At 58.4% G+C, this 26,785-nt stretch carries 23 protein-coding genes and 3 tRNA genes; 22 read left to right on the top strand and 4 right to left on the bottom strand.

Annotation, left to right across the window (positions count from 1 at the left end; translation table 11 throughout):
• Nucleotides 1–67: 67 nt before the first annotated feature.
• From ELE36_RS12620 to ELE36_RS12630, 3 genes are all read left to right on the top strand, one after another.
• Nucleotides 68–7,048, top strand: coding sequence for a GEVED domain-containing protein (locus ELE36_RS12620; protein ID WP_129833830.1), 6,981 nt, complete (start codon nt 68–70; stop codon nt 7,046–7,048).
• A 177-nt stretch (nt 7,049–7,225) separates the two neighbouring features.
• Nucleotides 7,226–7,753: an RNA polymerase sigma factor gene (locus ELE36_RS12625; RefSeq protein WP_242512260.1), complete on the top strand. Its 528-nt coding sequence runs from the start codon at nt 7,226–7,228 to the stop codon at nt 7,751–7,753.
• 29 nt (nt 7,754–7,782) lie between these two features.
• The gene (locus ELE36_RS12630; RefSeq protein ID WP_129833832.1) at nt 7,783–8,436 is read left to right on the top strand and encodes a hypothetical protein; all 654 of its coding nucleotides are present in this window, start codon (nt 7,783–7,785) and stop codon (nt 8,434–8,436) included.
• Nucleotides 8,437–8,508: 72 nt separating this feature from the next.
• Here the strand turns inward: ELE36_RS12630 and ELE36_RS12635 are convergent, their stop codons facing one another.
• Complete coding sequence (locus ELE36_RS12635) at nt 8,509–9,054, bottom strand: hypothetical protein (protein WP_129833834.1); 546 nt, start codon at nt 9,052–9,054, stop codon at nt 8,509–8,511.
• Between the two features lie 276 nt (nt 9,055–9,330).
• Here ELE36_RS12635 and ccmA point away from each other — a divergent pair, with 276 nt between their 5' ends.
• From ccmA to ELE36_RS12695, 12 genes are all read left to right on the top strand, one after another.
• Complete coding sequence (gene ccmA, locus ELE36_RS12640; RefSeq protein ID WP_242512261.1) at nt 9,331–9,972, top strand: cytochrome c biogenesis heme-transporting ATPase CcmA; 642 nt, start codon at nt 9,331–9,333, stop codon at nt 9,970–9,972.
• Nucleotides 9,972–10,655: a heme exporter protein CcmB gene (gene ccmB / locus ELE36_RS12645; RefSeq protein ID WP_129833838.1), complete on the top strand. Its 684-nt coding sequence runs from the start codon at nt 9,972–9,974 to the stop codon at nt 10,653–10,655. The genes ccmA and ccmB overlap by 1 nt, the downstream gene beginning before the upstream one ends.
• Nucleotides 10,656–10,671: 16 nt before the next feature.
• The gene (locus tag ELE36_RS12650) at nt 10,672–11,181 is read left to right on the top strand and encodes a hypothetical protein (protein ID WP_129833840.1); all 510 of its coding nucleotides are present in this window, start codon (nt 10,672–10,674) and stop codon (nt 11,179–11,181) included.
• A gap of 60 nt (nt 11,182–11,241) precedes the next feature.
• The gene (locus ELE36_RS12655) at nt 11,242–12,030 is read left to right on the top strand and encodes a heme ABC transporter permease (RefSeq protein ID WP_129833842.1); all 789 of its coding nucleotides are present in this window, start codon (nt 11,242–11,244) and stop codon (nt 12,028–12,030) included.
• Entirely contained in the window at nt 12,023–12,196 is a 174-nt protein-coding gene (gene ccmD, locus ELE36_RS12660) for a heme exporter protein CcmD (RefSeq protein ID WP_129833844.1), read from the top strand. The genes ELE36_RS12655 and ccmD overlap by 8 nt, the downstream gene beginning before the upstream one ends.
• Entirely contained in the window at nt 12,193–12,657 is a 465-nt protein-coding gene (ccmE, locus tag ELE36_RS12665) for a cytochrome c maturation protein CcmE (RefSeq protein ID WP_129833846.1), read from the top strand. Before ccmD ends, ccmE begins: the two co-directional genes overlap by 4 nt.
• Nucleotides 12,654–14,636, top strand: coding sequence for a heme lyase CcmF/NrfE family subunit (locus tag ELE36_RS12670; RefSeq protein ID WP_129833848.1), 1,983 nt, complete (start codon nt 12,654–12,656; stop codon nt 14,634–14,636). The genes ccmE and ELE36_RS12670 overlap by 4 nt, the downstream gene beginning before the upstream one ends.
• Complete coding sequence (locus tag ELE36_RS12675; protein WP_129833849.1) at nt 14,636–15,181, top strand: DsbE family thiol:disulfide interchange protein; 546 nt, start codon at nt 14,636–14,638, stop codon at nt 15,179–15,181. Before ELE36_RS12670 ends, ELE36_RS12675 begins: the two co-directional genes overlap by 1 nt.
• The gene (locus ELE36_RS12680) at nt 15,178–15,615 is read left to right on the top strand and encodes a cytochrome c-type biogenesis protein (protein ID WP_129833850.1); all 438 of its coding nucleotides are present in this window, start codon (nt 15,178–15,180) and stop codon (nt 15,613–15,615) included. The genes ELE36_RS12675 and ELE36_RS12680 overlap by 4 nt, the downstream gene beginning before the upstream one ends.
• On the top strand, nt 15,615–16,892 hold the full coding sequence (gene ccmI / locus ELE36_RS12685) for a c-type cytochrome biogenesis protein CcmI (RefSeq protein WP_129833852.1): 1,278 nt from the start codon (nt 15,615–15,617) through the stop codon (nt 16,890–16,892). Before ELE36_RS12680 ends, ccmI begins: the two co-directional genes overlap by 1 nt.
• 78 nt (nt 16,893–16,970) lie before the next feature.
• Nucleotides 16,971–17,540, top strand: coding sequence for a DUF4337 domain-containing protein (locus tag ELE36_RS12690; RefSeq protein WP_129833854.1), 570 nt, complete (start codon nt 16,971–16,973; stop codon nt 17,538–17,540).
• 28 nt (nt 17,541–17,568) lie between these two features.
• Nucleotides 17,569–18,072, top strand: coding sequence for a hypothetical protein (locus ELE36_RS12695; RefSeq protein WP_129833856.1), 504 nt, complete (start codon nt 17,569–17,571; stop codon nt 18,070–18,072).
• Between the two features lie 110 nt (nt 18,073–18,182).
• Here ELE36_RS12695 and trmB read toward each other — a convergent pair whose 3' ends face one another.
• Nucleotides 18,183–18,863: a tRNA (guanine(46)-N(7))-methyltransferase TrmB gene (trmB, locus tag ELE36_RS12700; protein ID WP_129833858.1), complete on the bottom strand. Its 681-nt coding sequence runs from the start codon at nt 18,861–18,863 to the stop codon at nt 18,183–18,185.
• Between the two features lie 37 nt (nt 18,864–18,900).
• Nucleotides 18,901–19,467 carry a hypothetical protein gene (locus ELE36_RS12705; RefSeq protein ID WP_129833860.1) on the bottom strand — a complete coding sequence of 189 codons (567 nt, stop codon included), beginning with the start codon at nt 19,465–19,467 and terminating at the stop codon, nt 18,901–18,903.
• A gap of 336 nt (nt 19,468–19,803) precedes the next feature.
• On the opposite strand from ELE36_RS12705, the gene metX reads away from it, so the two are divergent.
• The 6 genes from metX to ELE36_RS21190 all read left to right on the top strand — a co-directional run bounded on the left by metX (nt 19,804) and on the right by ELE36_RS21190 (nt 23,626).
• Nucleotides 19,804–20,904, top strand: coding sequence for a homoserine O-acetyltransferase MetX (gene metX / locus ELE36_RS12710; RefSeq protein ID WP_129833862.1), 1,101 nt, complete (start codon nt 19,804–19,806; stop codon nt 20,902–20,904).
• Between the two features lie 32 nt (nt 20,905–20,936).
• Nucleotides 20,937–21,515, top strand: a complete 579-nt coding sequence (locus tag ELE36_RS12715) for a cysteine dioxygenase family protein (RefSeq protein WP_129833864.1) — start codon at nt 20,937–20,939, stop codon at nt 21,513–21,515.
• Between the two features lie 80 nt (nt 21,516–21,595).
• Nucleotides 21,596–21,682 (top strand) — tRNA-Leu (locus ELE36_RS12720).
• Between the two features lie 902 nt (nt 21,683–22,584).
• Nucleotides 22,585–22,660: transfer RNA gene (locus ELE36_RS12725), tRNA-Thr, on the top strand.
• Between the two features lie 65 nt (nt 22,661–22,725).
• A tRNA-Val gene (locus ELE36_RS12730) sits at nt 22,726–22,800 on the top strand.
• 487 nt (nt 22,801–23,287) lie between these two features.
• Nucleotides 23,288–23,626 (top strand): hypothetical protein, encoded by a 339-nt coding sequence (locus tag ELE36_RS21190; protein ID WP_207215772.1) that lies wholly within the window; start codon nt 23,288–23,290, stop codon nt 23,624–23,626.
• 234 nt (nt 23,627–23,860) lie between these two features.
• Here the strand turns inward: ELE36_RS21190 and ELE36_RS12740 are convergent, their stop codons facing one another.
• On the bottom strand, nt 23,861–25,432 hold the full coding sequence (locus tag ELE36_RS12740) for an oleate hydratase (protein WP_129833866.1): 1,572 nt from the start codon (nt 25,430–25,432) through the stop codon (nt 23,861–23,863).
• Between the two features lie 272 nt (nt 25,433–25,704).
• Between ELE36_RS12740 and ELE36_RS12745 the strand changes: the two genes are divergently transcribed.
• A complete protein-coding gene (locus tag ELE36_RS12745; RefSeq protein WP_129833868.1) occupies nt 25,705–26,556 on the top strand; it encodes a BON domain-containing protein in 852 nt (283 codons plus the stop codon).
• The last annotated feature ends 229 nt before the right edge of the window (nt 26,557–26,785 follow it).

Raw genomic sequence — 26,785 nt, forward strand, 5'->3', positions numbered from 1 at the left:
AGGCTCTCTCACACCGACATCACAATGTCTGTGATGTGCGCCACATTCCTGCTGCAGGGGTAAAATAATGCGTAATTCTTTCTGGCGCGGTTTCTGCCTCGCCGCGGTCGTTTTCACGGCCGCATTTTCGCTGGCAGCACACGCGCAATCGCTGACCAAGTCGGCAATCCTCGTGGATGCGGGCAATACCAAACAGGCCGGCCAGGCGTTTGCTTATCGCCTCACCTACAACTGCAGCAGCACTGCAGGGCCTTGCCTGAATGCGCAGGCGGTCGATCTGCTTCCCGCCGAAGTGCAGTTCATTTCCAGCGTGCCCGCCAGCCCGACCGGGGATGTCGCAGCGATCAACGTTACGCCGAATTTCGGCGGCAGCGGTCGCACGCGCGTTCAGTTCGTGATGATCTCGCCGCTGCCCGCCGGCAACAGCGGCGATCTGCAAGTCAATGTGCGTTTCCCGAATGGCACCACGCCGGATGGCACGACTGCGACCAACACTGCCGATGGCATCAATCTTGGTGCATCACCCGGCACGATCACCACACCGCCAGTCGTCGTGACGGCGAAGGCGAGCGTCCAAGTCACTCTGGCGAAATCGCTGCTGACCTCGCCGGCCAATCTCGATCTGCCCGAGTCGTATCGTTTGCGTATTTCGGTGACGAGCAACAGCAACGGCTCGTTGAACCTGACCGCACTCGGCCCGGTGGTCGATACATTGCCGACCGGCACAGTATTCAACGGCGCGACGCCGGCCGCCGATTGCCAGCCCGGCTGCGTCGGTACCACGCCCGCCACCGTGACGTGGACCAGCCCGTGCAGCTTGCCGCTGACACCGGGCACCAATTGCGATATCCAGGTCAACGTCACCTTCCCAAGTGCAACCTTCACTAGCGGCACCAACGTCACCAATAGTTTCACCGCCGATGGCACGCCACTCGGCCAGCCGCCGCAGAACTTCGGCATCGGCACGGTCACCCATCCGGTCACGACGTTCGTGCCAAGCCCCGGCGCGGGATTCTCGAAAGGCATCAACGGCAACTCACCGAATCCGCCGACCTTGAACCAGACTTTCAGCTACGAGCTCAATGCCACGAATAGCGGCAACGTGCCGCTCGATAGCACGGTGTTCATCGATACGCTGCCACTGCAATTCCAGCTCGCCAGCGTGACCACGGGTTCATACAACAGCCTCGCCGATTTTGCGGCGGGTGTGGGCGTACGCGTGAGCTACGAAAAAAATACCGCCCCGGCTGTTTTCACGCTGTGGGGCAGCTCGCCCAACGCGACTACCAGCACGACGCTGACATCGCCACCGCCGGGTCTCGGCGCAGGTGAATACGTCACGCGCATCAAGTGGGAACTGGGCCAGTCGCAACCAGGCATGAGCACCAATGCGCGTCCGCAAATTACCGGCAAGATCATCAATCCCGGCAATAACGGCGCGCCAGTCGCGATCGGCAATACGATCCAGAACTGTGCCGATTTTTCAGCCGTTTATACGGCCGGACCAACCAACGTGCCACACAACTCCTGCAACAGTTTCACCTTGAGCGGGCCGTTCGTGCAGCTCAATCCGGCCAAGGATAATTTGTCCGGCGCCGGCCCGTTCAACCCGGGCCAGACGGTCAGCTGGCGCCTGCGTGTGCGCAGCGATGCGCGCTCCAGCGATGCTGCGCCGCTGGAAGGATTGATCGCGAGCGACTTGTTGCCAGTCGACCTGAACTTCGCTAGCTGGACCTTCGATGACCAAGGCACCGGTCTGCCCGCGCCGCAGGTGTTCCAGCAGATTCCCAACTTCGCCGGCAGCGGCCGCACCTTGCTGCGCTGGAAGTGGAATCCCGGCAGCGGCAATCTCGGTGTCAATCAGCAAGTGTGGATCAACATCTCCACCACGATTCGTATCGGCGCGGCGTTCGGCGCGTTGTCGAATACCTTCGATCTCGGCAACCATTCGCCCGGACTGGCACAGCGCTGCTCCGGCAGCTCGGCTGTCGACACGCAGGATCTCGACGGCGATGGCAGCACCACCAATACGCAGTGCACGGCCACGACATCCGTCAATGTGGCAGCAATCGCGCAGCTGATTTCCAGCAAGACTATTCAAGGCACGTGCGATGGGGGTTCGGTCTCCACCTCGGCCGGTTCGCTGATCGGCGGCGCGCTCAAGTACAAACTGCATGTGCAGAATCCCGGCACCGAGCCGATGCAGAATTTCGTCATGATCGATATTCTGCCGGTGGTCGGCGATACCGGCGTGCGCGATACCACGCCGCGCGGTTCGTTGTGGACGCCGCTGCTGACCGCGCCGATTTCACCGCCACCGGGCACGATCATTTCCTACTCGACATCGAGCAATCCTTGTCGCGGTGAAGTCGGCGGCCCCACCACATCGTGCGATGCGCCGAACTGGTCGACCACGGCGCCCGATCCGATCACCAGCGTGCGTTCGTTCAAAGTCGAGTTCGGCGCGCGTGTGGTGCAGCCATCGGACACGATCGACTTCTTTTTCTCGATGGTCACGCCGGGGAATGTGCCGGCCGGCGCGAATGCCTACAACTCGTTTGCGTATCAGGCCGATCGCGCCGATGGCCTCGGCTCGCTCGCGGCCGAACCACAGAAAGTCGGTATCGCACTCGGCAACTGCGACAGCGCCGCGCTCGGCGATTTCGTCTGGGTCGATGTCAACAAGGACGGTATCCAGAACGACGGCCCGACCGGTTTGAACGGCGTCTACGTGCGCTTGTTCACGCCCGGTGCCGACGGCATTCCGCGCACGATCGACGATGTGCCGGTGTCCTCCACGATCACCGCCAACGGCCCAACCGGTGCGCCTGGCTGGTATCGTTTCCCGGGCCTCGCCGCGGGCAACTATTACGTTTGCGTCACGCCGCCGCCGACCTTCGTATTCACCACGCCGCATATCGGCAGCAGCGCGCTCGATTCGGATATCGATCCGAACACGCAATGCACCGCGCCTATCGCGCTCGTGGCCAATCAGGACTTCCCCGATCTCGATGCCGGGCTCGTGGCGACGCAACTCGCGGCACTCGGTGACTACGTCTGGTTCGATCGCAATGGCGACGGCATCCAGAACGAATCGCCTTCCGACGGCGCCAACGGCGTCACCGTGAAACTGTTCGCCGACAACGGCAACGGCAACTCCGAACCCGCCAGCGACGCACTGGTTGCCACCACCGTGACCGCCGACGATGTCTACGGTCGACCGGGTTATTACCACTTCGATGGCCTCGTGCCGGGGCTGCATTATTTCGTGCAGTTCCTCAAGCCGGCATCCGCCACTGCATTCACCACACCAAGCGCGGGCGGCGATACCACGCTGGATTCGAATGCGCGTTTGGCTGATGGCGCAACGGTCGAAGTCGTGCTCGCACCCGGCGAATACAACCATAGCATCGATGCCGGATTGATCACGGCCAGCGGCGGTTTGTCGCTCGGTGATCAGGTCTGGGCCGACAGCAACAACAACGGCATCTACGAACCGCAGAGCGGCGAAGCCGGTATCGATGGCGTGCGCCTGAATTTGTATCTCGATGCCAACAACAACGGCAAACCCGATACCAGCGAATATATCGCCACCACCAGCACCGCCACAGTCAACGGATTTGCCGGTCGTTATCGCTTCAGCAAACTCGCCGCGGGTAACTACATCGTCGTGGTCGATCCATCCAACTTCATCAATGGCGGTGCATTGTTCGGCCTCGCCACTTCGACCGGCAACGATCCCGCGCCGGACCCCGATGACGATGTCAACGGCGACGATAACGGCACCACGGTCGGCGCCCTGGTCATGAGTTTGCCGATCACCCTCACCGCGAACGGCGAGCCCACCAGCGAAGACGGTGATGCCAATACCAACCTCACGCTGGACTTCGGTTTCATCAGCACTTCGCCCGCTGTCACCGCGTATTACGACTACGGCGACGCGCCGGATTTCGGCACCGTCGGCCCGGGCAGCTACAACACCACCGCTTTGAACAACGGCCCGTCGCACAAGCTCGGCGTGGCCAATGCGCCATGGCTCGGTGCGTGCGTGGATGCGGACAACGGACTGCAGAACAACGTTGCCGCGACTGCCGATGACGCACTCGCCAATGTGTTCACTTCAGGTACCTGCGCGCAACCGGGACACGATGAAGACGGCGTTACTTTCAGCGATCCGCTGGTGCAAGGCAGCAGCGCGGCGTTCTCGGTCACCGCCGGTGGGCCGGTCGCCTGTGTGTTGAATGCGTGGGTCGATTGGAACGGCGACGGCATCTTCGGCAATAGTCCGGGCGAGCAGATCGCAACCAACCTTTCCGTGCCAACCGGCGCACCGACCATCCTGTCACCGGCCGTACCGGCGAACGCGCTGGCCGGCTTCACCTACGCGCGTTTCCGCTGCTCCACCGCCATCGGACTCGGCCCGACCGGCCCCGCGCCCGATGGCGAAGTGGAGGATTATCGTGTGCGTGTGCAAGGTTTCGATTTCGGCGATGCGCCGGATACTTATGGCACCTTGCTCGCTTCGAATGGCGCGCGCCATCTGGTCGATTTGAGCAACAACCCACTGCGCTTGGGCCAGTGCATCGATATCGAAAGCGATGGCCATCCGAGCGTGAATGCCGACGGCGACAACAGCGCCATCGGCCAGGGTTTCGGGCTGTGTTTCGACGACGAAGACGGCATCCAGTTCACGGTGCCGCCGGTCGCGTGCAATCAGGCCAGTCTCGAAGTCACGGCAAGTGCTGCGGGCAAACTCGACGCGTGGCTCGACTTTGATCACAACGGTACGTTCGATGCGACCGACAAGATCTTCAGCAATGTCGCCGTGGTCGCCGGCGTGCAAACGCTGAACTTCAACGTGCCGTGTTCGGCCGCGCAAGGCAAAACCTACGCGCGTTTCCGCCTGAGTTCCGCCGGTGGCTTGAACGCCACCGGCTTGGCGCAGGACGGCGAAGTCGAAGACTACGCGGTGAATGTCGGCGTCAACGATTTCGGCGATGCGCCGGATACTTACGGCACCCTGCTCGCTTCGAACGGAGCGCATCATGTTGTGCTACCGGGTTTCAGCCTCGGTGCAACGGTCGATGGCGAACCCGACGGCCAGCCCAGCGTGAACGCCGACGGCGACGGTGCCGATGAAGACGGTGTAACTTTCAGTGGCCCGTTCAATGCGTGTTCGTCGAACTCGCTGTCGATCAGCCTGACCAATACTGCCGGCATCGCCACGCCGACACTGGATGCGTGGATCGACTTCGATCACGATGGTCATTTCGACAATCCGCGTGATCGCGTCGCCACGGGGCTGGCGCTCGTCTCGGGTGCAAACACGCTCACGCTGAATGTGCCGTGCGACGTAAAACCCGGTGTGAGTTATGCGCGTTTTCGCCTGAGTTCTGCCGGTATCGCCACGCCGACCGGCCTCGCGTTGGATGGTGAAGTCGAGGACTACAAAGTGCAGTTGCAGTCGCTCGACTTCGGCGATGCGCCGGATTCATTCGGCACGTTGCTGGCCACGGATGGTGCGCGGCATCTGGTCGATCCGACCACCTCACTGTATCTCGGCAAATGTGTCGATACCGAAGCCGACGGCGCGCCAAGTACGGGCGCCACCGGCGATAACACCAGCGCTGGCACCGGCGGCGCCGGAACCTGCACGCAGGCCGGTCATGATGAGGATGGCGTGGTATTCAACGGATCGATGCAGGCCTGTGGCACCGGCGCCGTGACGGTCACCGCGAATGCCGCCGGCAAGCTTGATGCGTGGATCGATTTCAACGGCAACGGCCAGTTCGACGCGGCGGAAAATATCTTCGCCAGCACCACGCTGGTCGCCGGCAGCAATTCGCTGAGCTACGCCGTGCCATGCTCGGCCGTCGCCGGCACACGTTACGCACGCTTCCGCTTGAGCAGCGCTGGCGGCCTCGGCCCGCACGGTTTGGCGCCGGATGGCGAAGTCGAGGATTACGCCGTGGCCATCACCGCGTTATTGCCGCAACTCGGCCTGGCCAAGTCGCTCGCCAGCAGCACGCAAGATGCGGTCAACCACAGCAAGTTCCATCTGAGTTTCGTGCTGGCCGCGAGCAATTCCGGCAATGCGGATTTGAGCAATGTGCAGATCGTCGACAACCTCGCAACTGCGTTTGCAGGCGCAACCTCATTCCAAGTCGTCAGCGTGTCGGCCACTAATACCTTGCTCGCAAATGCGGCGTACGACGGCAATGCCGATAGCAACCTGCTCGCTGCAGGCAGCACGCTGGCGATTGGCGCGTCGAGCACGGTCACGGTAAATGTCGATATCGTGGTCGATACGCTGCGTACGTTTGCCAACACCGCCACCATCACGGGCACCGCACCGGGCAATACGCCGGTGAGTGATACCTCGCAGAATGGCGCGGATCCTGATCCGGATCACGATGGCAATCCGGGCAACAACGGCGATCCGACCCCCGTCGTATTGCCGCCGTTGCAGGCGCAGATCGGCATCGCCAAACACCTCATCGGCATCGGTCAGACGGATCCCAATAGCAACACGTATTTGCTGAACTTCGGGTTCAATGTGACCAACCCGGGCAATGTCGATCTGAGCAATGTGCAGGTGCTGGATGATCTGTCGGTCGCGCTGGCTGGAGCAACGGCGTTCCACGTCACAGCCGTCACGGCAAGTGGCAGCCTTGTCGCGAATGCCAATTACAACGGCACCTCGGATACCAATCTGCTGGCGGCTAGCAGTACGCTGCCGGCCTACAGCGCGGCGACGATCACGCTGCAGGTGCAAATCACCGTGGGCACGGTACGCACGTTCAGCAATACATCCACGGCGATCGGCACGCCACCGAGCGGGCCGCCGATTTCGGATACGTCGCAGGATGGCAGCGATCCCGATCCCGATCACGATGGCAATCCGGGTAATAACGGTACGCCAACGCCAGTCCTGATCCCGCTGACGCCAGCGGCAATCCCGGCGCTCGGCAACTCGGCCACACTGTTGTTGATCTTGCTCATGATGGCATTTGCGAGCATCACGATCGCTCGTCGCTTCCGCGCGTAAAACCGCGATGTAATCAATCAAGCGGAGTCCATTCGGGCTCCGCTTTTTTTTGCACTTTTTTTTGTGGCGCGAAATCCGCACCTTACGCGCAGGGTGAGCAGTACCCAATAATCTGTGACTTTTTCCGCGCTGCCGCGAATCATGGCAGCAACACCAACGGATAAAATTGTCACAGCCATGAAACTGCAGGATTTACCACTGACGATGGACACGGCCACGCTGCAACACCGATTTCAGACGCTGCTCGAACAGCATCGCAAGATCGTGTTCAAGGTCGCCAATACCTACTGTCGGCATGGCGAAGATCGCCGCGATGTATCGCAGGAAATCTGCGCACAACTGTGGAAAGCCTTTCCCGATTACGACGAGCAACGTGCATTTTCGACCTGGATGTATCGCATCGCATTGAACGTCGCGATCTCGTTCGTGCGCAGCAACATCCAACGCGAGCGACATGCGATCGAGCTCGACGAAAGCATCGATATCGCGATCGACGACAGCACACGCGTACATGAAACCGACGAAAACGTGCGCGCGCTGCAAGCCTTTATCGAGCAGCAGGATCCACTGCATCGCGCGCTGTTGCTGCTGTATCTGGAGGAGCGCAGCTATCGCAATATTGCCGAGATTCTCGGCATCAGCGAAACCAATGTCGCGACCAAGATCAATCGACTGAAACAACGCATCCGCGAGCACATCGCGTGAATCATCCCACCATTACTGGAGCAGATTTCATGGAACTTGACGATATGAAAACCGCGTGGCTTACGCTAGACCGCCGCCTCGAAACGCAGGCTGCGCTGAGCCTGCAAATGTACACGAAAAACAAACTCGACAAGGCGCGTCATCGCCTGCGTCCGCTGGTCTGGGGACAGGCATTGCAGATGATCGTCGGTGCGTTGATCGCGCTTTGGGCTGCGGGGTTTTGGAGTCAGCATCGTGATGTACCGCACCTGCTGATTGCAGGACTGATCGTGCATATCTACGGTATCGCGATGATTCTGTTCGGCGCCGCGATGCAAGCAATGATTGCTCGCATCGACTACGCCGCACCGGTGCTGCTGATCCAACGCCAACTCGCCCAGTTGCGCAAGGTCTATGTGCGTGGCGGCTTGTTGATCGGCCTGCCGTGGTGGCTGATCTGGATGCCGTTCATAGAAATATTCTTCAAGTCGAAATTCGACACCGACCTGTTTCTCAACGCGCCGGAACTACTGACGATCGGCACCGGTATCGGCATCGTCGGACTGCTGCTGACTTATGGCGGGTACCGCTGGATCGCGACGCGCCCCACCATTGCGAAGCGCGTCGAACACGGCGCCGCGGGAGTCAGCCTCAACAAGGCGCAGAGTTATCTCGATCAGATTACGCAGTTTGAGCAAGAATGATTGTGGCAAACCAACGTTGCCACAATCACTTGGGCAGCAGGAGCGACAACACACTCCTGCTGCGGCTGCAGGCTAAGCTTGACGGCGTTTGTTTACCGCAGTGAGCGCCACCGCGCCGCCGACTGCCAGCAGCAACGCCATCAGACTCATTCCCCATGTGCTAATCGAGGGCAACTGGCTGACCGTACCGCAAGAGGCAGTCAAGGTGACGGTGCCTGATCCGGAATCAAAATAATAACCAGCGCCAAGCGCTCCACTGGGCGGAACCGGATTAGTCACGGTGTAGGTCAGGGTTCCAGGAACGCTGGCCGGACCTGCATAAGTCACGACACCGGCGCCATCGCCAACGATGCGAAAGCTACCCGTACCCGGCCCGCTGACACTGATCGTGTAGGAGTCATTCAATTGCGGCAAACCTATTATTCCATTGGTAGCGCCAGGCGCAGCGGTGAAGGTAGCCGACAAGCTGCTGAATGCCGCGCAGGTACTCTGAGGGGAGCCGCCATTGGGTGTCGGCGAAGCGTTAGTCCATCCCACTGCAGGCTGCGAGGCAGCAAGCGCGCCGCCGGCGACCAGCGCTGAAGTAAAAAGACCCGATAGCAGATAGCGTTTTATCATTTGATTTCCCCAAATTGACGAATGAATCCCCTTGAGTTTGCAGTATCACAGCCTGGCTTTTTGCGGTCAATCTGGCTTGCAAGGATCTGCCTCGCGAAGCGTAAAATACTATGACGAAAGCAAAAATCCCGGAAGCCGAGGTCGCCTGCGCTTGTCATTGACCAGCTTCGTTGTTGAAAAGCGCCTCAGCGCAGGCAGAAATGACGGCTTTCGCGTGACATTACAGTAAATTATTTGTGGTGGAACAACGCGTCTGTCGGTAGCATGTCGGCGCTTATGCCACACATCGATCCGCCTCTGTCCCCGCCCCTGCTTGAAGCACGCGCCTTGCGTTTTCTACGCAACGACGAGCCGATTTTCGGCCCGCTGGATTTTGTCATGCATGCCGGCGAAATCGTGCTGATCGAAGGCGATAACGGCGCGGGAAAAACGACGCTACTGAAAGTTTTGTCCGGCCTGCTGCCGCCGAGCGATGGCGAGATTCGTCTGCATGGCGATCCGCTGACTCTCGCAAAACTATCGCATCAGGTGGCGCTGCTAGGGCATTTGCTCGGCCTCAAACTCGAACTCTCGGCGCTGGAAAATCTGGCGTTTGCGATCGGCCTCGGCGGTTTGCGTCCGCGCCTGTCGCCGACCACCGCACTCGCAGGTGTCGGCCTGCAAGGTTTCGAAGAAGTTCCGGTGCGCTTGCTCTCGGCCGGACAACGCAAACGCGTCGCCCTCGCCCGCCTGCTACTCGTCCCGGCCTCATTGTGGTTGCTCGATGAACCTTACGCCAACCTCGATCGCGACGGCATCGAGCTGGTCAATCGCCTGCTCGACCGGCATGCACGCGAAGGCGGCGCCGCACTGCTGACGAGTCACGGCGCGTATGCCTACACGTCCGGCACGCCGCGCCGCATAAAGTTGCGGCATTGATGCGCCCGGGCTCGACTTCCGCCGCTTGTGCCGCGCTCATAAAACGCGATCTGCTGCTGGTATGGCGGCGACGCGGTGACGCGCTCAATCCGGTGCTGTTTGCGATCATGGTGGCAAGTCTGTTTCCGTTCGCGCTCGGCCCGGAGCCAGAGCAACTCGCGCGTATCGCCTCGGGCGTAATTCTGGTCGCGCTGCTGTTGTCCGGATTGCTCACGCTTGATGCGTTGTTTCGCAGCGATCTCGAAGACGGCTCGCTGGAACAACTGGTGCTCGCGCCACAGCCGTTGTCTCTGCTGCTCGGCTGCAAGATTCTGGTGCATTGGCTGACCACCGCACTGCCGCTGATCGTGGTCACACCGTTGCTGGCGCAACTGCTGCATTTGCCGGAAAATGTGCTGCCGGTTTTGCTCATGACTTTATTGCTCTCGACGCCATTGCTGAGCCTGATCGGCGCGATGTGCGTGGCGCTGACGGTCGGCATGCGTCGCTCTGGTATGCTTTTGTCATTGCTGGTGTTGCCGCTGTATGTGCCGGTGCTGATATTCGCCGCCGGTGCGTGCAGCGCGGTACAAGCCGGATTGCCGCACACGGCGCCATTATTGTGGCTAGGCGCGGGCTTGAGCTTGAGCCTGGTGCTGGCACCGCTGGCGAGCGCTGCGGCGCTGAAAATCTCGCTATCCTGATCATCCAGAGTTTGCCATGATACGTATTGCTAAAATAATTTCCGGCATATTCTGCATCTGTTTTTTTAGCGTTATAACGCAGGCCAAATGCATTCAGGGCGACGGTGTCGATTTCGCCAAGGCATTTTATGAAAAACATCAGGATTTTTATTACGCCGATTCTGCCGCAATAAAAGATCTGCTCGCACCGCGTTTGCTCGCAACCCTCGAAAAAGATCACAAATGTAGCGATGGCGAGATTTGCGCGATCGAGTCCAATCCGTGGACCAGCGCGCAGGATGGCGAGATCGGCAAACCAATCGATTTCAAACTTTCCAGCAGCAGTGCCAACGCAGCATCAGTGCGCATGAGTTACATGCTTGAACTCGGCAAGACCAAAAAATTGCCACAATCGGCCGAACTGAAACTCGAACGCAATGCGCCGAGTTCATGCTGGACGGTGGCTGACCTGATCACACCGCGCGACGGTTCGTTGCGCGACTACATTGAAAAATGGCACAAAGAATATAGCGATGCACAGAAGTAGACTGCATCGCGCCGCCGCGTCGCCAACCCGCTCAGCGCTCATGTCGCGATCAATACGCCAATGAATTTTCTTGCCCTCTGGTTCCACAAAATGGGTTCGCCGCCCACGTTCTACCGCATCGCCGGGCGCGTGTTGCCGTGGCTATATGTGGTCACGCTCGTACTCGCGGCGTGGGGCATGTACGACGGCCTGTTTCTGGCGCCGGCGGATTACCAGCAAGGCGATTCATATCGCATCATGTTCGTGCATGTGCCGTGCGCGTGGATGAGCCTGTTCGCGTATGGATTCATGGCGCTGAACGGTTTTATCGCACTGGTCTGGCGCATCAAGCTCAGCGAAGTTCTGGCGATGGCGAGCGCGCCGGTCGGCGCCGCATTCACCTTCATCACGCTGCTCACCGGATCACTCTGGGGCAAGCCGATGTGGGGCACGTGGTGGACTTGGGATGCACGCCTCACTTCCGAACTCGTACTGCTGTTTTTGTACCTCGGCGTGCTCGGTTTGTACAACGCGATCGAGGATAAACGACAGGCCGCACGCGCAGCGGCGTTTCTCGCGTTGATCGGTGTGGTCAATGTACCTATCGTGCATTTTTCGGTGCAATGGTGGAATACGCTGCATCAAGGTTCGACCGTGCGTTTGTTCGGTCCGTCGCATATCGATGCGAGCATGCTCGCGCCGTTGCTACTGATGGCCGCAGCGACCCATTTGTATTTTTTCGCGAGTCTGCTGGCACGTTCGCGCGTGGCATTGATTGAACTCGAATCGGGCAAGGATTGGGTGCGTCAACTGGTGCAGCCGGCCGCATCGAACGCCGGCGAAATTTCCGAGGAGCGTGGCAATGTCTGATGTGCTCGCGATGGGCGGTTATGGCAACTACGTCTGGATTTCGTATGCGCTGTTCGTCTTCGTATTGCTGCTCGATGCGCTCGTACCGCTGCTGTATCGACGCCAATTGTTGATCCGTTTGCGCGGCCAGTTCCGACGCCAACAAGCGCGCAGAAATACACCATGACGCCGACCCGCAAACGTCGATTGATCGTTATCAGCCTCGTCCTCGGCGCGGTCTGTGTTGCCACAGGTTTGACCGTGATGGCGCTGCAGGAAAACATGACGTATCTGTATTCGCCAAGCGAAATCCGCGCCCAGCATTTGCCGAACGGCGCGAACTTCCGCCTCGGCGGTGTGGTGCTGGAAAATTCGCTGCAGCGCGATACGTCATCGCTGAAAATCGACTTCGTCGTGACTGATCGCTTCAACACCCAAGCGGTCGAATACACCGGCATCCTGCCCGACCTGTTCCGCGAAGGCCAAAGCATCATCGCGCAAGGCAAGATCGATACAAACGGAAAATTCGTCGCAACCCAAGTGCTCGCCAAACACGACGAAACCTATATGCCTAAAGAAGTCGCCGATGCCATCGCCAAAGCCAAGACCGCGAATGCCGCAGCTGGAAAACCGAGTGGCGCGCAATGATTCCTGAGCTCGGTCAATTTGCGCTGATCCTCGCGCTGCTGCTAGCGATTGCGCAATGCGTGCTGCCGATTATCGGCGCGGCATTGCAGAATCGCGCACTGATGGCGGTGGCGCGTCCTGCCGTTGCCGGGCAAGCGATATTTATCGTGCTCGCGTTTGCGATTTTGACTTACGCATTTCTCACGCAGGATTTTTCTGTCGCCTACGTCGCGCAAAATTCGAACTCATTGTTGCCGTGGTACTACCGTTTTTCTGCCGTGTGGGGCGCGCACGAAGGTTCGCTATTGTTGTGGCTGCTGATCCTGAATATCTGGACTGTGGCGGTGGCCGCGTTCAGCCGCAAGTTGCCGCAGGATTTCATTTCGCGCGTGCTCGGCGTAATGGGATTCATCAGCCTCGGCTTTCTGCTGTTCACGCTGCTCACCTCGAATCCGTTCGCGCGCGCGCTGCCGATTCCGCTCGATGGCAACGACCTGAATCCGGTGCTGCAGGATCCCGGCCTGATCATGCATCCGCCAATGCTCTACACCGGTTATGTCGGATTTTCGGTCGCGTTTGCGTTTGCGATCGCGGCCTTGCTCGGCGGCGAGCTCGATACACGCTGGGTGCGCTGGGCACGGCCGTGGACGAATATCGCGTGGGCATTTCTCACGCTCGGTATCGCGCTCGGCAGCTGGTGGGCCTATTACGTGCTCGGCTGGGGCGGCTGGTGGTTCTGGGATCCCGTCGAGAATGCCTCATTCATGCCGTGGCTGGTCGGCACCGCGCTAATCCATTCGCAGGCCGTGACGGAAAAACGCGGCTCGTTCCGCGCGTGGACTTTGCTGCTCGCGATCTTCGCGTTCTCGCTGTCGTTGCTCGGTACTTTCCTCGTGCGCTCGGGTGTGCTCACCTCGGTGCATGCGTTTGCGAGCGATCCGAAACGCGGCCTGTTCATCCTGGTCTTTCTCGGCACCGTGGTCGGCGGATCGCTGCTGATCTACGCGATCCGCGCGCCGAAAGTCGCCGGCGGAAAAATGTTCGCGGCGGCTTCGCGCGAAACACTCGTGCTGATCAACAACCTATTGTTTGTGGTCGCCGCGGCGATGGTGCTGATCGGCACTTTGTATCCATTGATCGGCGATGCGCTCGATGTTGGCCGCATTTCGGTCGGCCCGCCGTACTTCGGTTTCATGTTCACGCTGCTGATGTTGCCGGTGGTTTTGCTGGTGCCGTTCGGACCGTTTTTCCGCTGGGGCAAAGCTGATCTTGCTGCCAGTTTGCGCAGCTTGCGACCGGCGCTAATCCTGGCCGTAATCGCGTCGATTGCGGCCGCGGTGATTGGTAGCGGTATGCCGCTCAAAGCTATCGCTGGCATTGCGGCAGCATTGTGGATTTGCGGCGGCACGTTGTTGTATGCCGCACAACGCTGGCGTCAACAACCGGCCGGACGACGCTACACGCCGGAAATGCTCGGCATGATTTTCGCGCATTTCGGCATAGGCCTGTTTCTCGCTGGCGTGCTTGTTACCGAATCGACCAGCATCGAAAAAGACCTGCGCATGGCGCCGCACGAAGCTGTGACGATCGGCGCGATGACGTTCCGCTTCGATGGCGTCACACATACCACCGGCCCGAACTACAGCGCCGATGAAGGCACGATCAGCATCCTGCGCGATGACAAGATTGTCGGCACCTTGAAACCGCAAAAACGCAAGTACGCGCGCGGCTCGCAGATCCAGACGCAATCGGCGATTGATCCTGGCCTGACCCGCGATATCTATGTCGCACTCGGCGAATCAGTCGGTGGCGATGGCGCGTGGGCGGTGCGTGTCTACATCAAGCCGTTCGTGCGCTGGATCTGGCTCGGCGCGTTATTCATGATGCTCGGCGGATTTGTCGCGGCGACCGATCGACGTTTCCGCACGCTGCCGGAACCGCCACTGGCCGAGGTCACAAAACCAGCCTCGCCGATCATTATCGTCGAGGCAAACGCCTGATGGGCCGCCTGCTGCCGTTGTTCGGTTTTCTTGCGCTGTTCGCCCTGCTCGGCTTCGGCATCTGGTGGAATCAATATCACGAAACCAACGAAATTCCGTCGCCGCTGATCGGCAAACACGCGCCCGAGTTCACACTTCCACTTCTGGACAATGCGCAAAAATCCATAAGTGAACAATCACTGCGTGGCGAGCCGTATCTGCTCAATGTATTCGCCAGCTGGTGTGTCGCCTGCGAGGAGGAACATCCGGTGTTGACGCAATACGCACCGCAACTCGGCGTGAAACTGATCGGCTACAACTACAAGGATCAGCCCGACGATGCGAAACGCTGGCTGGCGCGATTCGGCAATCCCTATGCGCTGACGATTGCCGATTTGCCGGGTAGCGTCGCAATCGATTTCGGCGTGTACGCAGCGCCGGAGAGTTTTCTGGTCGATGCGAGCGGCGTGATTCGCTACAAGCGCATCGGCCCGTTCACAGCGCAGATCATCGAGCAAGAACTCAAGCCGATGATCGCAAAATTATCGTCGAGCGCCACACCATGAAACCGTACCTGACGCTGTTATTGCTCGCGCTGGTTTTGTGCTGCAGTTCGGCGCAGGCGATCGATCCGCTGCCGTTCAAGGATCGCGCCGAAGAGCTGAGATTTCAGTTGCTCACCAAACAGTTGCGCTGCCCGCTGTGCCAGAACGAAAGCCTCGCCGATTCGCAAGCCGGCGTGGCCAAAGACCTGCGCCAGAAAGTGTTTGCGATGATGCAAGCCGGGCAATCGGATGAGCAGATCAAGACCTTTCTGACCGATCGCTACAGCAATTTTGTGCTGTACGATCCCCCGCTCAAAGGCGGCACCTTGCTGCTCTGGTTCGGCCCGCTCGCCGCGTTGATAACCGGCGGTTTTGCCTTGCTGCTGATCGTGCGCCGCCGTGCGCGCCAGGCCGTCGTCGTCAGCACCACCACCGCGTCCGAGGAAGATTGGTAGTGACTTTATTTGTCGTAATCGCCGCGCTGATGCTGATATTCGCGCTGGCCTGCGTGCTCATTCCGCTGGTGCGCAGCGGGCAGGCGAATGTGGATCCCGCCACGTTGGCGCGACGTCGCTTGAAAGTGCTCGACGACGCGCGCGCCAACGAGATCATCAGCGCGCAGGAATATACGAGCAAACGCGAAGTGCTCGCGCAGGAATTGCTGAGCGCGCTCGAACCGAAATCCGTGCCGCGTTCGCGCGCCGCGCAGATTGCCATTCTCGTGGTCGCGCTGCTGTTGCCGGCCAGTGCGATCGTGCTGTATCGCATCCTCGGCCAACCGCTCGCACTCGATGCGCAAGCGGTCGCGGCACTAAGCAAGCCCGCCACCGATTCGCCCGAAGCGCAAGCTGCGGACATGCAGCAAGCCATCGCTGGGCTGGCCGCAAAACTGCAACTGAAACCCGACGATGCCGAAGGCTGGACCTTGCTCGGTCGCGCCTACAAAAGTACCGAGCGGTTTGCCGAGGCGCGCGACGCGCTCAAGCACGCGAGCGATCTGCAGCCGGAGCAGCCCGATACGATGATCGAATACGCCGAGGCGCTGGCACTTGCGAGCGAATCGCGGCATATCGGTGGCGAGCCGCGTGTATTGCTCGAACGCGCGCTCAAGCTTGATCCGCAGAATCAGCGTGGCCTCTGGCTGCTCGGTATCGGCGATTATCAGCAAGGGAAATTTGCCAGCGCGATTGCGACCTGGAACGGCCTGCTGGTTTTGCTGCCGAAGGATTCCGAAGTCGCAAATTCGGTAAAGCAACAGATCGCCGAAGCGCAGTCGCAGTTGTCCGGCACTGCGATACCAGCGCCCGCAGCAATAGGCGAGCCGGCAAAAAATTCCACGGCGACTAAGCCATCCGCTACAGAAAACACGACGGCAAATGCGGTCGCGCCAAAACTCACGGTGCATGTCGTGCTCGATGCAAAACTCAAGGATCAACTGGCGCCCGGCGCCACCTTGTTTATCTACGCCAAGGCCGTCAGCGGGCCGCCGATGCCGCTCGCGATCCAGCGCCTGCGTGCCGATCAATTGCCGATCACGATCACGCTCGATGACAGCATGGCGATGATGCCAAGCATGAAACTCTCGCTGTTTCCGCAAGTCGTGGTTGGCGCGCGCATCTCGAAATCCGGCAATGCCATCGCGCAAAGTGGCGATCTGCAGACGCTATCGAAACCGCTGCCGATCACGCAGAAAGAGGGGATTGAATTGAGCATCGATCAGGTCGTACCCTGATAAAAGCTTAGCGCTCCCGCGACGGCGATGACGCCATACTTCTGAAACTTTTTTAAACCTCAGCACACAAGGCATGTCATGGAACTGAATCCGCTCGAAGGCATTGAAGGCCATCATCACGCCGAGGCCGCCAGTCGCTTGCAGGCGTTCGTCGCTATCAGCGTGGCATTGCTCGCCACGTTCATGGCGCTGTGCCACGTCAAGGACGATAACGTGCTGCAAGGCATGCAGCAGGCGCGCGCGCAGAAGATCGACGACTGGGGATTTTATCAGGCGCGCAATCTGCGCCATGAAGTCGCGCTCGCCACGCAGACCCAGCTCAGCCTCGATGTACTTGGCGCTGCTGCCGAAAACAAACAGGCATACAGCGACGCCATCGCCAAATACAAAGCGCTCGCCGAAGAACAAGACAGCAAAAAAGAAGAAGTCAAAAAACAGGCTGAAGCCGATGACGTGAAATACGAAGCGCTGGAAGTTTTCCATCATCGTTTCGATCTCGCAGAAGCCTTCGCCTCGATCGGCATCGCGTTGCTCGCGTTGTCGGCGCTCACACATAAACGCTGGCTATTTGCGATCGCGCTGTTTCCGTCAGTGATCAGCGTGGGGTTTGGTTTGTGGGGATTGATTACGGCGATGGCTGCGGGATAAGCCGTGCTAGGCATCTGAGAATCGAAACATGCGCCGCCAGATCTCACCTGATGAGCTAGATTCCCTCTACTGCAGCATTGGCAAGTGCGTTTGGCATCTGCAGTACGTGGAAGATGCTCTTCAAACTCTACTAACGTTGAAGGTCGACATCAAAGCTCCGGGAGGCGTAACTGAGGCCGAGGCAAAAGAGCTGCTTGCGAAACATCGACGCGCGACGCTTGGCACATCTTTACGTACCGCAGAGAAGCACAACGCATTGCCTATGGAAGTCATGTCTCGCTTATCCCAGTTCAAGGAAGAGCGCGATTGGCTCGTTCACAAGTCGGTCAATAAAGACGGGGAAGGTTTGTATACTAGCGAAGGTCGGTCGGCAATATTTGGACGACTAAATGCATTTGTAGATGAAGCTATGTCGCTTCAACGAGCTCTCGGGCTTGAGGTGGCCACCTTCATCGAGTCACACGGCTTGAGCGTTGCGAAAGTCGATGAACTGGGAAGGCAGAAGATCGCGCGCCTCAAAGGCAATGTCTAGCCATTCCTTTAAGAGAACCATCGCAATCGTATTCATTCTCAATGCATCAGGCGGTAGCTTCTGAAATCAATCCGAGGCCATGCGATCTTGCATGACGCATTCGGCGCAAATCAGCGATTCGGAATCAAAGCACGGCATCGCCAAAGCGTATGCGCCGACGCCTGATATTTATGCTCGAATGGCGTCAATGCCATCTCGGGAATAAATTCTTCGACGCTCGCTACGATGCCCGCGCAATCGAGCGCCTGCGCAAATTCGTCGGCGTAAATTCGCCAGTTGCAACGCAGCTCCAATGTACCACCGAGCGCGAGCAAACTCGGGAATACCGGGTGCGCATGCCAGCGTCGTTTCAGATGTTCCGGCTTGGGCCACGGATTCGGGTAAAGCAAATATTGATGTCGCACGCGCCAACCGGCCTGCGCCGCAAGCCGCCAGAAGTCGCCGAGATCGCAGCGCAGCAGCGAGGCGTTTTTCGGTGCGCCGGGCTGCTGCAATAATCGTTGTCCCTGCGCCAGTCGCAACTCGGATTTATCGATACCGATCACGTGGCAATCCGCATGCTGCCGTGCCAAAGCCAGTGTGCTGACGCCAGTGCCGCAACCGGTATCGAGTATCAGTGGCTTCGGATCGGGCAAAGCCGAAAGTTTTGCAGCAAGCCCAGCGAACGCGCTCAGGCTCACTTGCGAAGGCGGACGCAGAAACTCGGTATGCAAATGCTTTTGCACGACCTCGCGCAGCCTCGCATGCGGCCCTTGCTGCGAGCTCTGGATGGGTTGGGAATTGGCAAACATCAATGCAGACTTATCGCGAAAAACAGTCAGTATCGTCTCATGGTGAATCGCGCAATGACTCGCGCGGCACGACCGCCTGTAGCCGATCGTTGAAGGTTTTCAGTTGTCGCGCATCGAGCAGGCCAACCAGTTTTTCCATCTTTGCGGCGAGGCCGGCCAACGCCTCGGCATACGCATGCTCGTTGTCGGCGAGATCCTGCACGAACACCAGCGGTAGCTGCGCCGCGCCACTGCTGGTGGACGTGAATCGCCGGGCGCGCGCTTTTTCGATTTCGTCGCAGTCGCGCATGGCGTATTGCATAGCCGACCACGCATCGATCTGCTCGGGCTTGAGCAGCAGATCGAGTTTGAGTTGCTGCAATTGACCGAAGATCGTATCGATCGGCTGCGCCGCCTGCTCCGGCGTCAGCGTGCGTTGTTGCGGTGTATTGCCGTGGTTGCCGCCGCCATGCCCGCCACCGCCTTTGCCGCCGCCAAAACCCTGCGCGCACACCGACGATGTGGATAGGCATATCGCCGCAAACCAGAGAAAGCCGACGATCAATATTTGCTGCGTTGATGTCATCGTCGTACGTACCATTTCATCCGCCTTGTCGTTATTCATGAGGGAAATGCAAACTCTTTCGCGAACACCACGCGCAGGAATGCGGCTTGTACAACGCACGTCTGGGAAAATCGTGGACACGCGTCAAATATTTCTGGCATTCCGCAGCGTTTCACACAAGGCTCATGAGTTTTCCAGCGCATGGTAGCGTGACCTTCAGCGCGTGCAAAAGACGAGATACTTCGCGCGAAAATCCCCAACATCCTGCGCGACGAAAGCCGCATATGTTCTAGGCATATCAGGAAAGATCATAGCGCTTGGCGCGATAGTCCTGCACAGTATAAAGTTGAATCTTCGTGCAGCTCGCACAACTCCCTCCCAAAACGAAAACGACTCATGGCTGACGCCAGGCTTTATTACGATTTGCCTTCGCCCTTTGCGATGAAACGCGGCGGCGCCTTGCACGGCGCGCAGCTTGCTTACGAAACCTGGGGTACGTTGAATCCGACGCGCGACAATGGCGTGTTTATCCTCACCGGATTGTCACCGAGCGCGCATGCGACATCGAATGAGGTCGATGCCAGCGATGGCTGGTGGGAAGGCATTATCGGCCCCGGCAAGGCAATCGATACCGATAAATATTTCGTGATCTGCGCGAATACACTCGGCAGTTGCCGCGGTTCAAGCGGACCGGCCTCGATCAATCCTGCCACTGGCAAATTGTATCGACTGGAATTTCCCGAACTCGCGCTCGAAGACGTCGCCAACGCCAGTCATGCGCTCGTGACAAGTCTAGGCATCGAGCAACTCGCCTGCCTGGTTGGCTGCTCGATGGGCGGCATGAGTTCGCTCGCTTACATGCTGCTGCATCCTGGCAGCGTCGCGGCGCATATCAGCATCTCTACCGCGCCGCAGGCGCAGCCGTTTGCGATCGCGATCCGCTCGTTGCAGCGCGAGGCGATCCGCAGCGATCCGGCGTGGAACGACGGCAGTTACGACGATGCCCACTACCCGCTCAATGGCATGCGCATCGCGCGCAAACTCGGCGTGGTGATGTATCGCTCGGCGATGGAATGGAGCGGACGTTTCGGTCGCATCCGGCTTGAGTCCGACCAGCGCCACGATGAAGCGTTCTCCAGCGAATTCCAGATCGAATCGTATCTCGAAGGCCACGCGCAACGCTTCGCGCGCAGCTTCGATCCAAACAGTTATCTGTATCTGTCGCGCGCCAGCGACTGGTTCGACATCGCCGAATACGGCGGCGGAAAAGTCAGCGACGGCATGCTGAAAATCGGCATCGAGCGCGCACTGGTGATCGGCGTCGAGACCGACATTCTGTTCCCGTTATCGCAACAGCAGGAAATCGCCGATGGCTTGCGTGCGGCCGGGGCCAACGTCGATTTTGTGCCACTGGATTGTCCGCAGGGACACGATGCCTTTTTGGTCGAGATCGACGTGTTTGGCGCGGCTATCGCGCAATTCCTGGCCAGCTTGTAAAATACGCCGCAACAACCTTCGCGACTATCGCCATGCTTGCTCTTGAGTTTCCCGGTTGTACCCATTTGATCGAAGCGCTCGACGCCGCCGTGCGTCAGGATTCCACCCACGCGATTACCGATACGCTGCGCCACACCCTGTGCACGTTGATTCGCGATGACTCGGTGCGCCTGCCGGAATGTGTGCTCGAAGCCTATACCGATCACTACGCGCGCCGCGAAATCTACACCAGCCGCGAGCTCGGCTACAGCGTCATCGCGATGACTTGGGGGCCGGGTCAAGGCACCAGCATCCACGATCACGCCGGCATGTGGTGTGTCGAAGGCGTGTGGCTCGGCGCGCTCGAAATCACCCAGTACGAACTCATCGAAAACGAAGCCGAACGTTTTCGTTTCGAATCACGCGGCTCGATCCAGGCTGGCACCGGTTCCGCCGGCAGCCTGATCCCGCCGCACGAGTATCACACCATCCGCAATCCCAGCACCGATGCCGTCACCGTATCGCTGCACATCTATCGCGGCAGCATGACCGAGTGCTCGGTATTCCAGCCGGTCGGCGACGGCTGGTATCAGCGCGATCGGCGCAAGCTCAGCCTCGACCTCACGCATTGAGAATCGGCCGCTGCGCAAAAAAATCGGCGCCGAGTGGTTACAAGCGCCACCGCATCGAATATACTTCGCGTCCTCTCCGTGCCGGAGTGGCGGAATTGGTAGACGCGGCGGACTCAAAATCCGTTATTGGTGACAATGTGTGGGTTCGAGTCCCTCCCCCGGCACCATGATCTTTCGGATCATCGATACATTTTGCAATATCAGCAACTTACGCGCTTAGCCTCTCCGAACTAGAGAGGCCAAATGTAGCACGATATGTAGCAATGAATGTAGCAACCTAAAGCCTGTGGTTATCGAGTGTGAACTCGCATCGCGAACAAGCATTTGGCGTTTGTGTGCAACAGCTGCTGAGAGGCCTCACAAGCGTTGTGCGATTCAGCATTCCATCTCAAGCGGGCTTCATGGTGAGGGCGGTAGTCCGATCACCTCATATTTTGGCGCACCAAAGTTTTGCATTGATTCGATAACGACGACTTGCGTTCCGCTTGCTACTTGCATTCCCGATGGAACAACTACTTGCACGAGTCGTCTATCGTTGAGTCTCACTGCCGCCACGCCGAAAATATGACCCATGCCGCTTTGAGCTGGCCCCACCGACTCTACGACCCCGGCTAGTTCGGCGGTTTGACCCGTGCGATGTCTTAGTGAGGGAATGACCGCCAGACCGCACAGCAGTAGTCCCGCTACAATCGCTGCTAGGGTGTTGCCTTTCGGACTGCGACTGCTAGGTTTCACGTCTTCATTTCAAGCTGTACTCGAACGAAAGTTTACCAGTTGCATAAGGCTATCGTGACGAACGGATCGAACTGCCTGTGCGGATGTTTTACTAGAACAGGCCGATCAAGCCGCTGGCTTTGCTGCATCGGTCTCAGCGACCACACGCTGCACCACAGAGACCCGCAGCCTAGCTACCTCGCGACTACCTTTACGATACGCCTCAGCTTCCCGATAGCCCATCGCTGACGGTAAGGCAGAAATCTTCCACGTAACACGCGAACCCCGCCGCCACCGCTCAAAATACACTCTTGTACGTAGGCGATCTGGCTACTATACTTTGCGGCCAGCTTAAGCCGACGTAGCTCAGTTGGTAGAGCAACTGATTCGTAATCAGTAGGTCGGAGGTTCGACTCCTCTCGTCGGCACCATCGCAAATGCAGTTCCGACGTTGCCACTTCAACGTCCTGCGATTGCTGTAAGTTTTGATCATAGTGGGCGATTAGCTCAGCGGTAGAGCACTGCCTTCACACGGCAGGGGTCACAAGTTCGATCCTTGTATCGCCCACCACTTCATCAATAGATTCATATGGTTATAAGTGCGTTTTTATACTCTGCGTACTTTTATACTTTTGGTGCCCAAACGCTGCCCAAACGGTGCCCAACGTTTCTGGCGACGCTCTGATGGCCGCCGTTTTCGCTGGTCAATAACTGATCAAAGTCGACCCCTGCTTATATTTGCCAAGTCGGTACGGGCAAAATGCGCGAACACTTTATTTCCGCGCCTTAGTTTTGGAAGGAAAAAAGTTCCTGATTAGCGCCGAACCTCAGTCTGCGTCGCATGATTTGCAGCCGGCAGGATATTCAGCGAGTCGCGCATCACTGGGAGCAGCCCGCCGTCGGGTCCGAATTGACTGTCGAAATGGACGTCGCTCCGCTGTTAGCGACGATCGTGCATCGCATCGCTGTGCTTTCACGGAGATGCACTCAAACGCCAACCGAATCCCTGCGAACAGCCAGGTGTTCGGCACCTGCTCAGTCGCGCGCGCCGCGCGGCGGTGAAACGCGGGGAAAAGCGACGGAAAAAGACCGCCGCGACCCGGGCCGAATTGGAGGCCATGCTGGCAATGTGCGACGACTCGCTGGTTGGTATTCGCGATCGTGCCCTGCTGCTGTTCGTCCTTGCCAGCGGCGGGCGCCGCCGCAGCGAAATCGCTGTTGTCGAGATGGCCTCGTTGCAGCGTGTCGGTGCGCAGCAAGTTGGCGACATGACAGTACCAGAGGCGAAGCGCCTGCGTGAGCTGGAGACGGAGAATAGCCAACAGCCAATAGCCCGGGCATGCGCAGTGGCGCCAGCATCGCTCATGCGTCAATGTGAACAGATCCGGAGATCGTGACGCCACTTTGAACTTCGTCAGTCCGATACAGTTCGAGAGACTGGCATGCTGATCCACTCAGGCAAGCCCGCTCATGGCTAGGCGCTTGGGGTACGAAATTCAGGGCAAGGTCAAGTTGGGCTTTGCCGCTTCAAGTGATGCCATTTGACCCCTCGGACTGGGAGGGATGTCATACGAAACTATTCTCCGACCAATGGTCTTCGTGCTTCAACGCACTTCACCGCGAAATACATGTCACTTGAAAGCCTTGGTCAGCGCCTCGAACTGCGTTTGTAGTGATTTGTCGTGCGGCGTGATTACCGGGATTTCACGCGTGATGCCCAGTAACTCGTATACCGCCATTTGTGCCGCGCGCACCGAATATTCAACAGTGAATACCACGTCATCCGCAATCTCGACGAATTGGCTAATGAAGGCAAAATTCTTCGTGCCGAGGGGAACCGGTAGCGGGCGATCGCTACGCATACGCGGCATGAACATGCTGGTGATGTAAGGCATGCGGCACGGAATGCAGTTCGCCGACTCGACCGTGTCGAGGTCAAAACGCAGGTGACCGCAGAGCTCCTGGAGGATTTCCGCACCGCTGCAATCGGCCATCGGTTTCGCCACGAAATTTCCGATCCGGTCCGGCAGCAGGCTGTATCCCCAGAACACCTGCACGTCCGCCGGTTGATTCGCGAAGTGCGGTTGATGCGCCAGCACGATCGACATCAACCAGTTCGAATCCTTGAACGTTACCAGTCCACCGGTCCCCGCCTCGTTGCCACTGAATTGGCTCATCAAATCGAAGAATGCCGGGTCCTTCAATGTAACTGTGAACGACTCCCAACACGACTGCGCGATACAACTATTGAACGCCGCAGGATTGCCGAATTGCGGCCTGCCCTGCACCAGTTTTTCCCATAGCCCCCAGCCCTCGCTATCGGCTTTGCTGAGTTTGGACGGCGCGGTGGTCATCGATCCCAGACTGGATGCATCCGTCATCGAGGCGTTTTGCACAAACACCAGATCATCGGCATTGACGGTGATCACTTCGCTCACTGCACCACGCCGGCAATGGATTGCGTTGACCTTGAACTTGCCATCCTCGGTGGCGTGATCGAGCTCGGTCACCTTGCAGCCTGTGATCAGCCGCACGCCTTGCGCATCGAGCCATTTCTGCAGCGGCAGAACCAGTGAATCGTATTGGTTGTAGATCGTTCGCTTGACACCCGCAAGGGTGTCGATGCGTGAGAATTCAAGCATGAACCGATGTAGGTAACGCTTGAATTCAATGGCGCTATGCCAAGGCTGAAACGCAAATGTGGTAACCCACATGTACCAGAATTCGGTCTCGAAAAACGGAGGCGAAAGCCAGTCGGTAATGCGACTTGCTGCCAAGGTATCTTCATCGGCATTGCTGAGTTTGAGTAATTCGAGGCGATCCTGCATCGAGAATCCCATCGATGTCACCTTGACCTTTGCACGACGACGATCAACCAGCCGCGCCATCGAATGCGCGAGGTGTTTTTCGTTGAAGTCCACGGTCTCCTCAAACACCGTTTTGCCCTTGGTGATCAGGGAGGGAATCGACTTGAACAGATCCCAAGTGCACTCGTAATTGTCAGTAGTCAACATGCGACCGCCGCGCAATGAATATCCGGCCACCGGATCGCCGCTGCCGTCGAGACTTCCACCGAGCAACGGCATCGCTTCGAGTATCGAAATATTGCTACCGCGCATTCCGCCATCCCGAATCATGAAAGCCGCTGCGGCCAATGATCCTATTCCGCCACCCACGAGATAGGCTTTCGATGTCATGTTCATATTGTTATGGCCAGCTGAGAATTATTTTCTGATCATGGATGCTCGCGGCGCTTTTGTATGTTCGTCATCCCACACACGCGCGTCCGATTCCGAAAAAAGAACGACAATCAGCGCAAGGTGTTACGGACAAATTACAAGCGTGTGTTCGGCGGCGCACAGAGTCGCAGTCCATTTCCGCGTAGCCTGAATTTCAAATCACCGCAGACATTCCGAGAAATTGGCATGGCTGCATCGCTGGATTTCAACAGCTCACGAGGTTAAGGAGATAGCGCATGCACAGCACCGCTCGCAATATAGTTCTGGTCGCAAGTATTACACTGGGTCTGGCTGGCTTAGGCAGCGCGTTTGCGGCGGAGCCAAAATCTGCAGATACAAAGATCGAACAAATCGCCGATGTGCGTCGCGAGGCTCAGATCATGACCACCTACGGCATGAATCGGCATCTGCGCGACTTCAATCTTTCGGTGACAGTGGACGGCAACAAAGCCGTGCTTGATGGCACTCTCCAAGACGGCGTTGCCAAGGATCTTGCCGAACAGATTGCGATGGGCGTGGATGGTATCCGGCATGTGGATAACCGCATTGTCGTCGACGCCAACTACGTGCTGCCTCAGCGCGTGAGCAGTGAGCGCAGTTTTGGCGAGAAAGTGGAAGACGCCACCATTACGGCCACGATTAAGTCCAAGCTGCTGTGGAATTCGAACACCGATGGTCTGGACATCCATATCGATACAAACAATGGCAAAGTCACGCTGAGCGGCAGTGTCAGCAGCGATGTTGAAAAGAGTTTGGCGGGGCGCATCGCGAAAGAGAGCGACGGCGTTGTCGGTGTGAAGAACGAGCTTGCGCTCGTCAATAAATCCGATACGGTCATGAAGCCCCAGCCGGCGGCAGCCAATCAACAGCCAACCATGTCAGATGCGTGGGTCACCGCAAAAGTAAAATCCTCGCTGATGCTCACTCGTGGCGTCGATAGTCTGGACATTAAAGTCACGACCCGCGATGGCGTGGTGTCATTACAGGGTGTCGTTGATTCCACGGCGGAGCGCGAGCTCGCGATACGGGTCGCCCAAGACATCCGCGGCGTGAAGAAAGTTGACGCCAGCAGTCTCAAAACCAGCTGATACGAATACATTTGGCCGTATAGATTTCCAAACTTGAAGGCACCGATATGCGTACAAACACCACACGCGGCAAATGGTCGCAACTGCGAAGTCAGCAACGATCGTTATCAAGCGACTGGTTTTCCGCGCCCTACCCACCTGAGGAACATCGCGGCCATCACGCGAGCAACACAGAAAATCGCAGCGCCACTGACGAGCAAAGTTCACAGGCCAAAGTTAGCGAGTTCAA

Origin of the sequence: Pseudolysobacter antarcticus (genome assembly GCF_004168365.1) — a bacterium.
Taxonomy (GTDB): Bacteria; Pseudomonadota; Gammaproteobacteria; order Xanthomonadales; family Rhodanobacteraceae; genus Pseudolysobacter; species Pseudolysobacter antarcticus.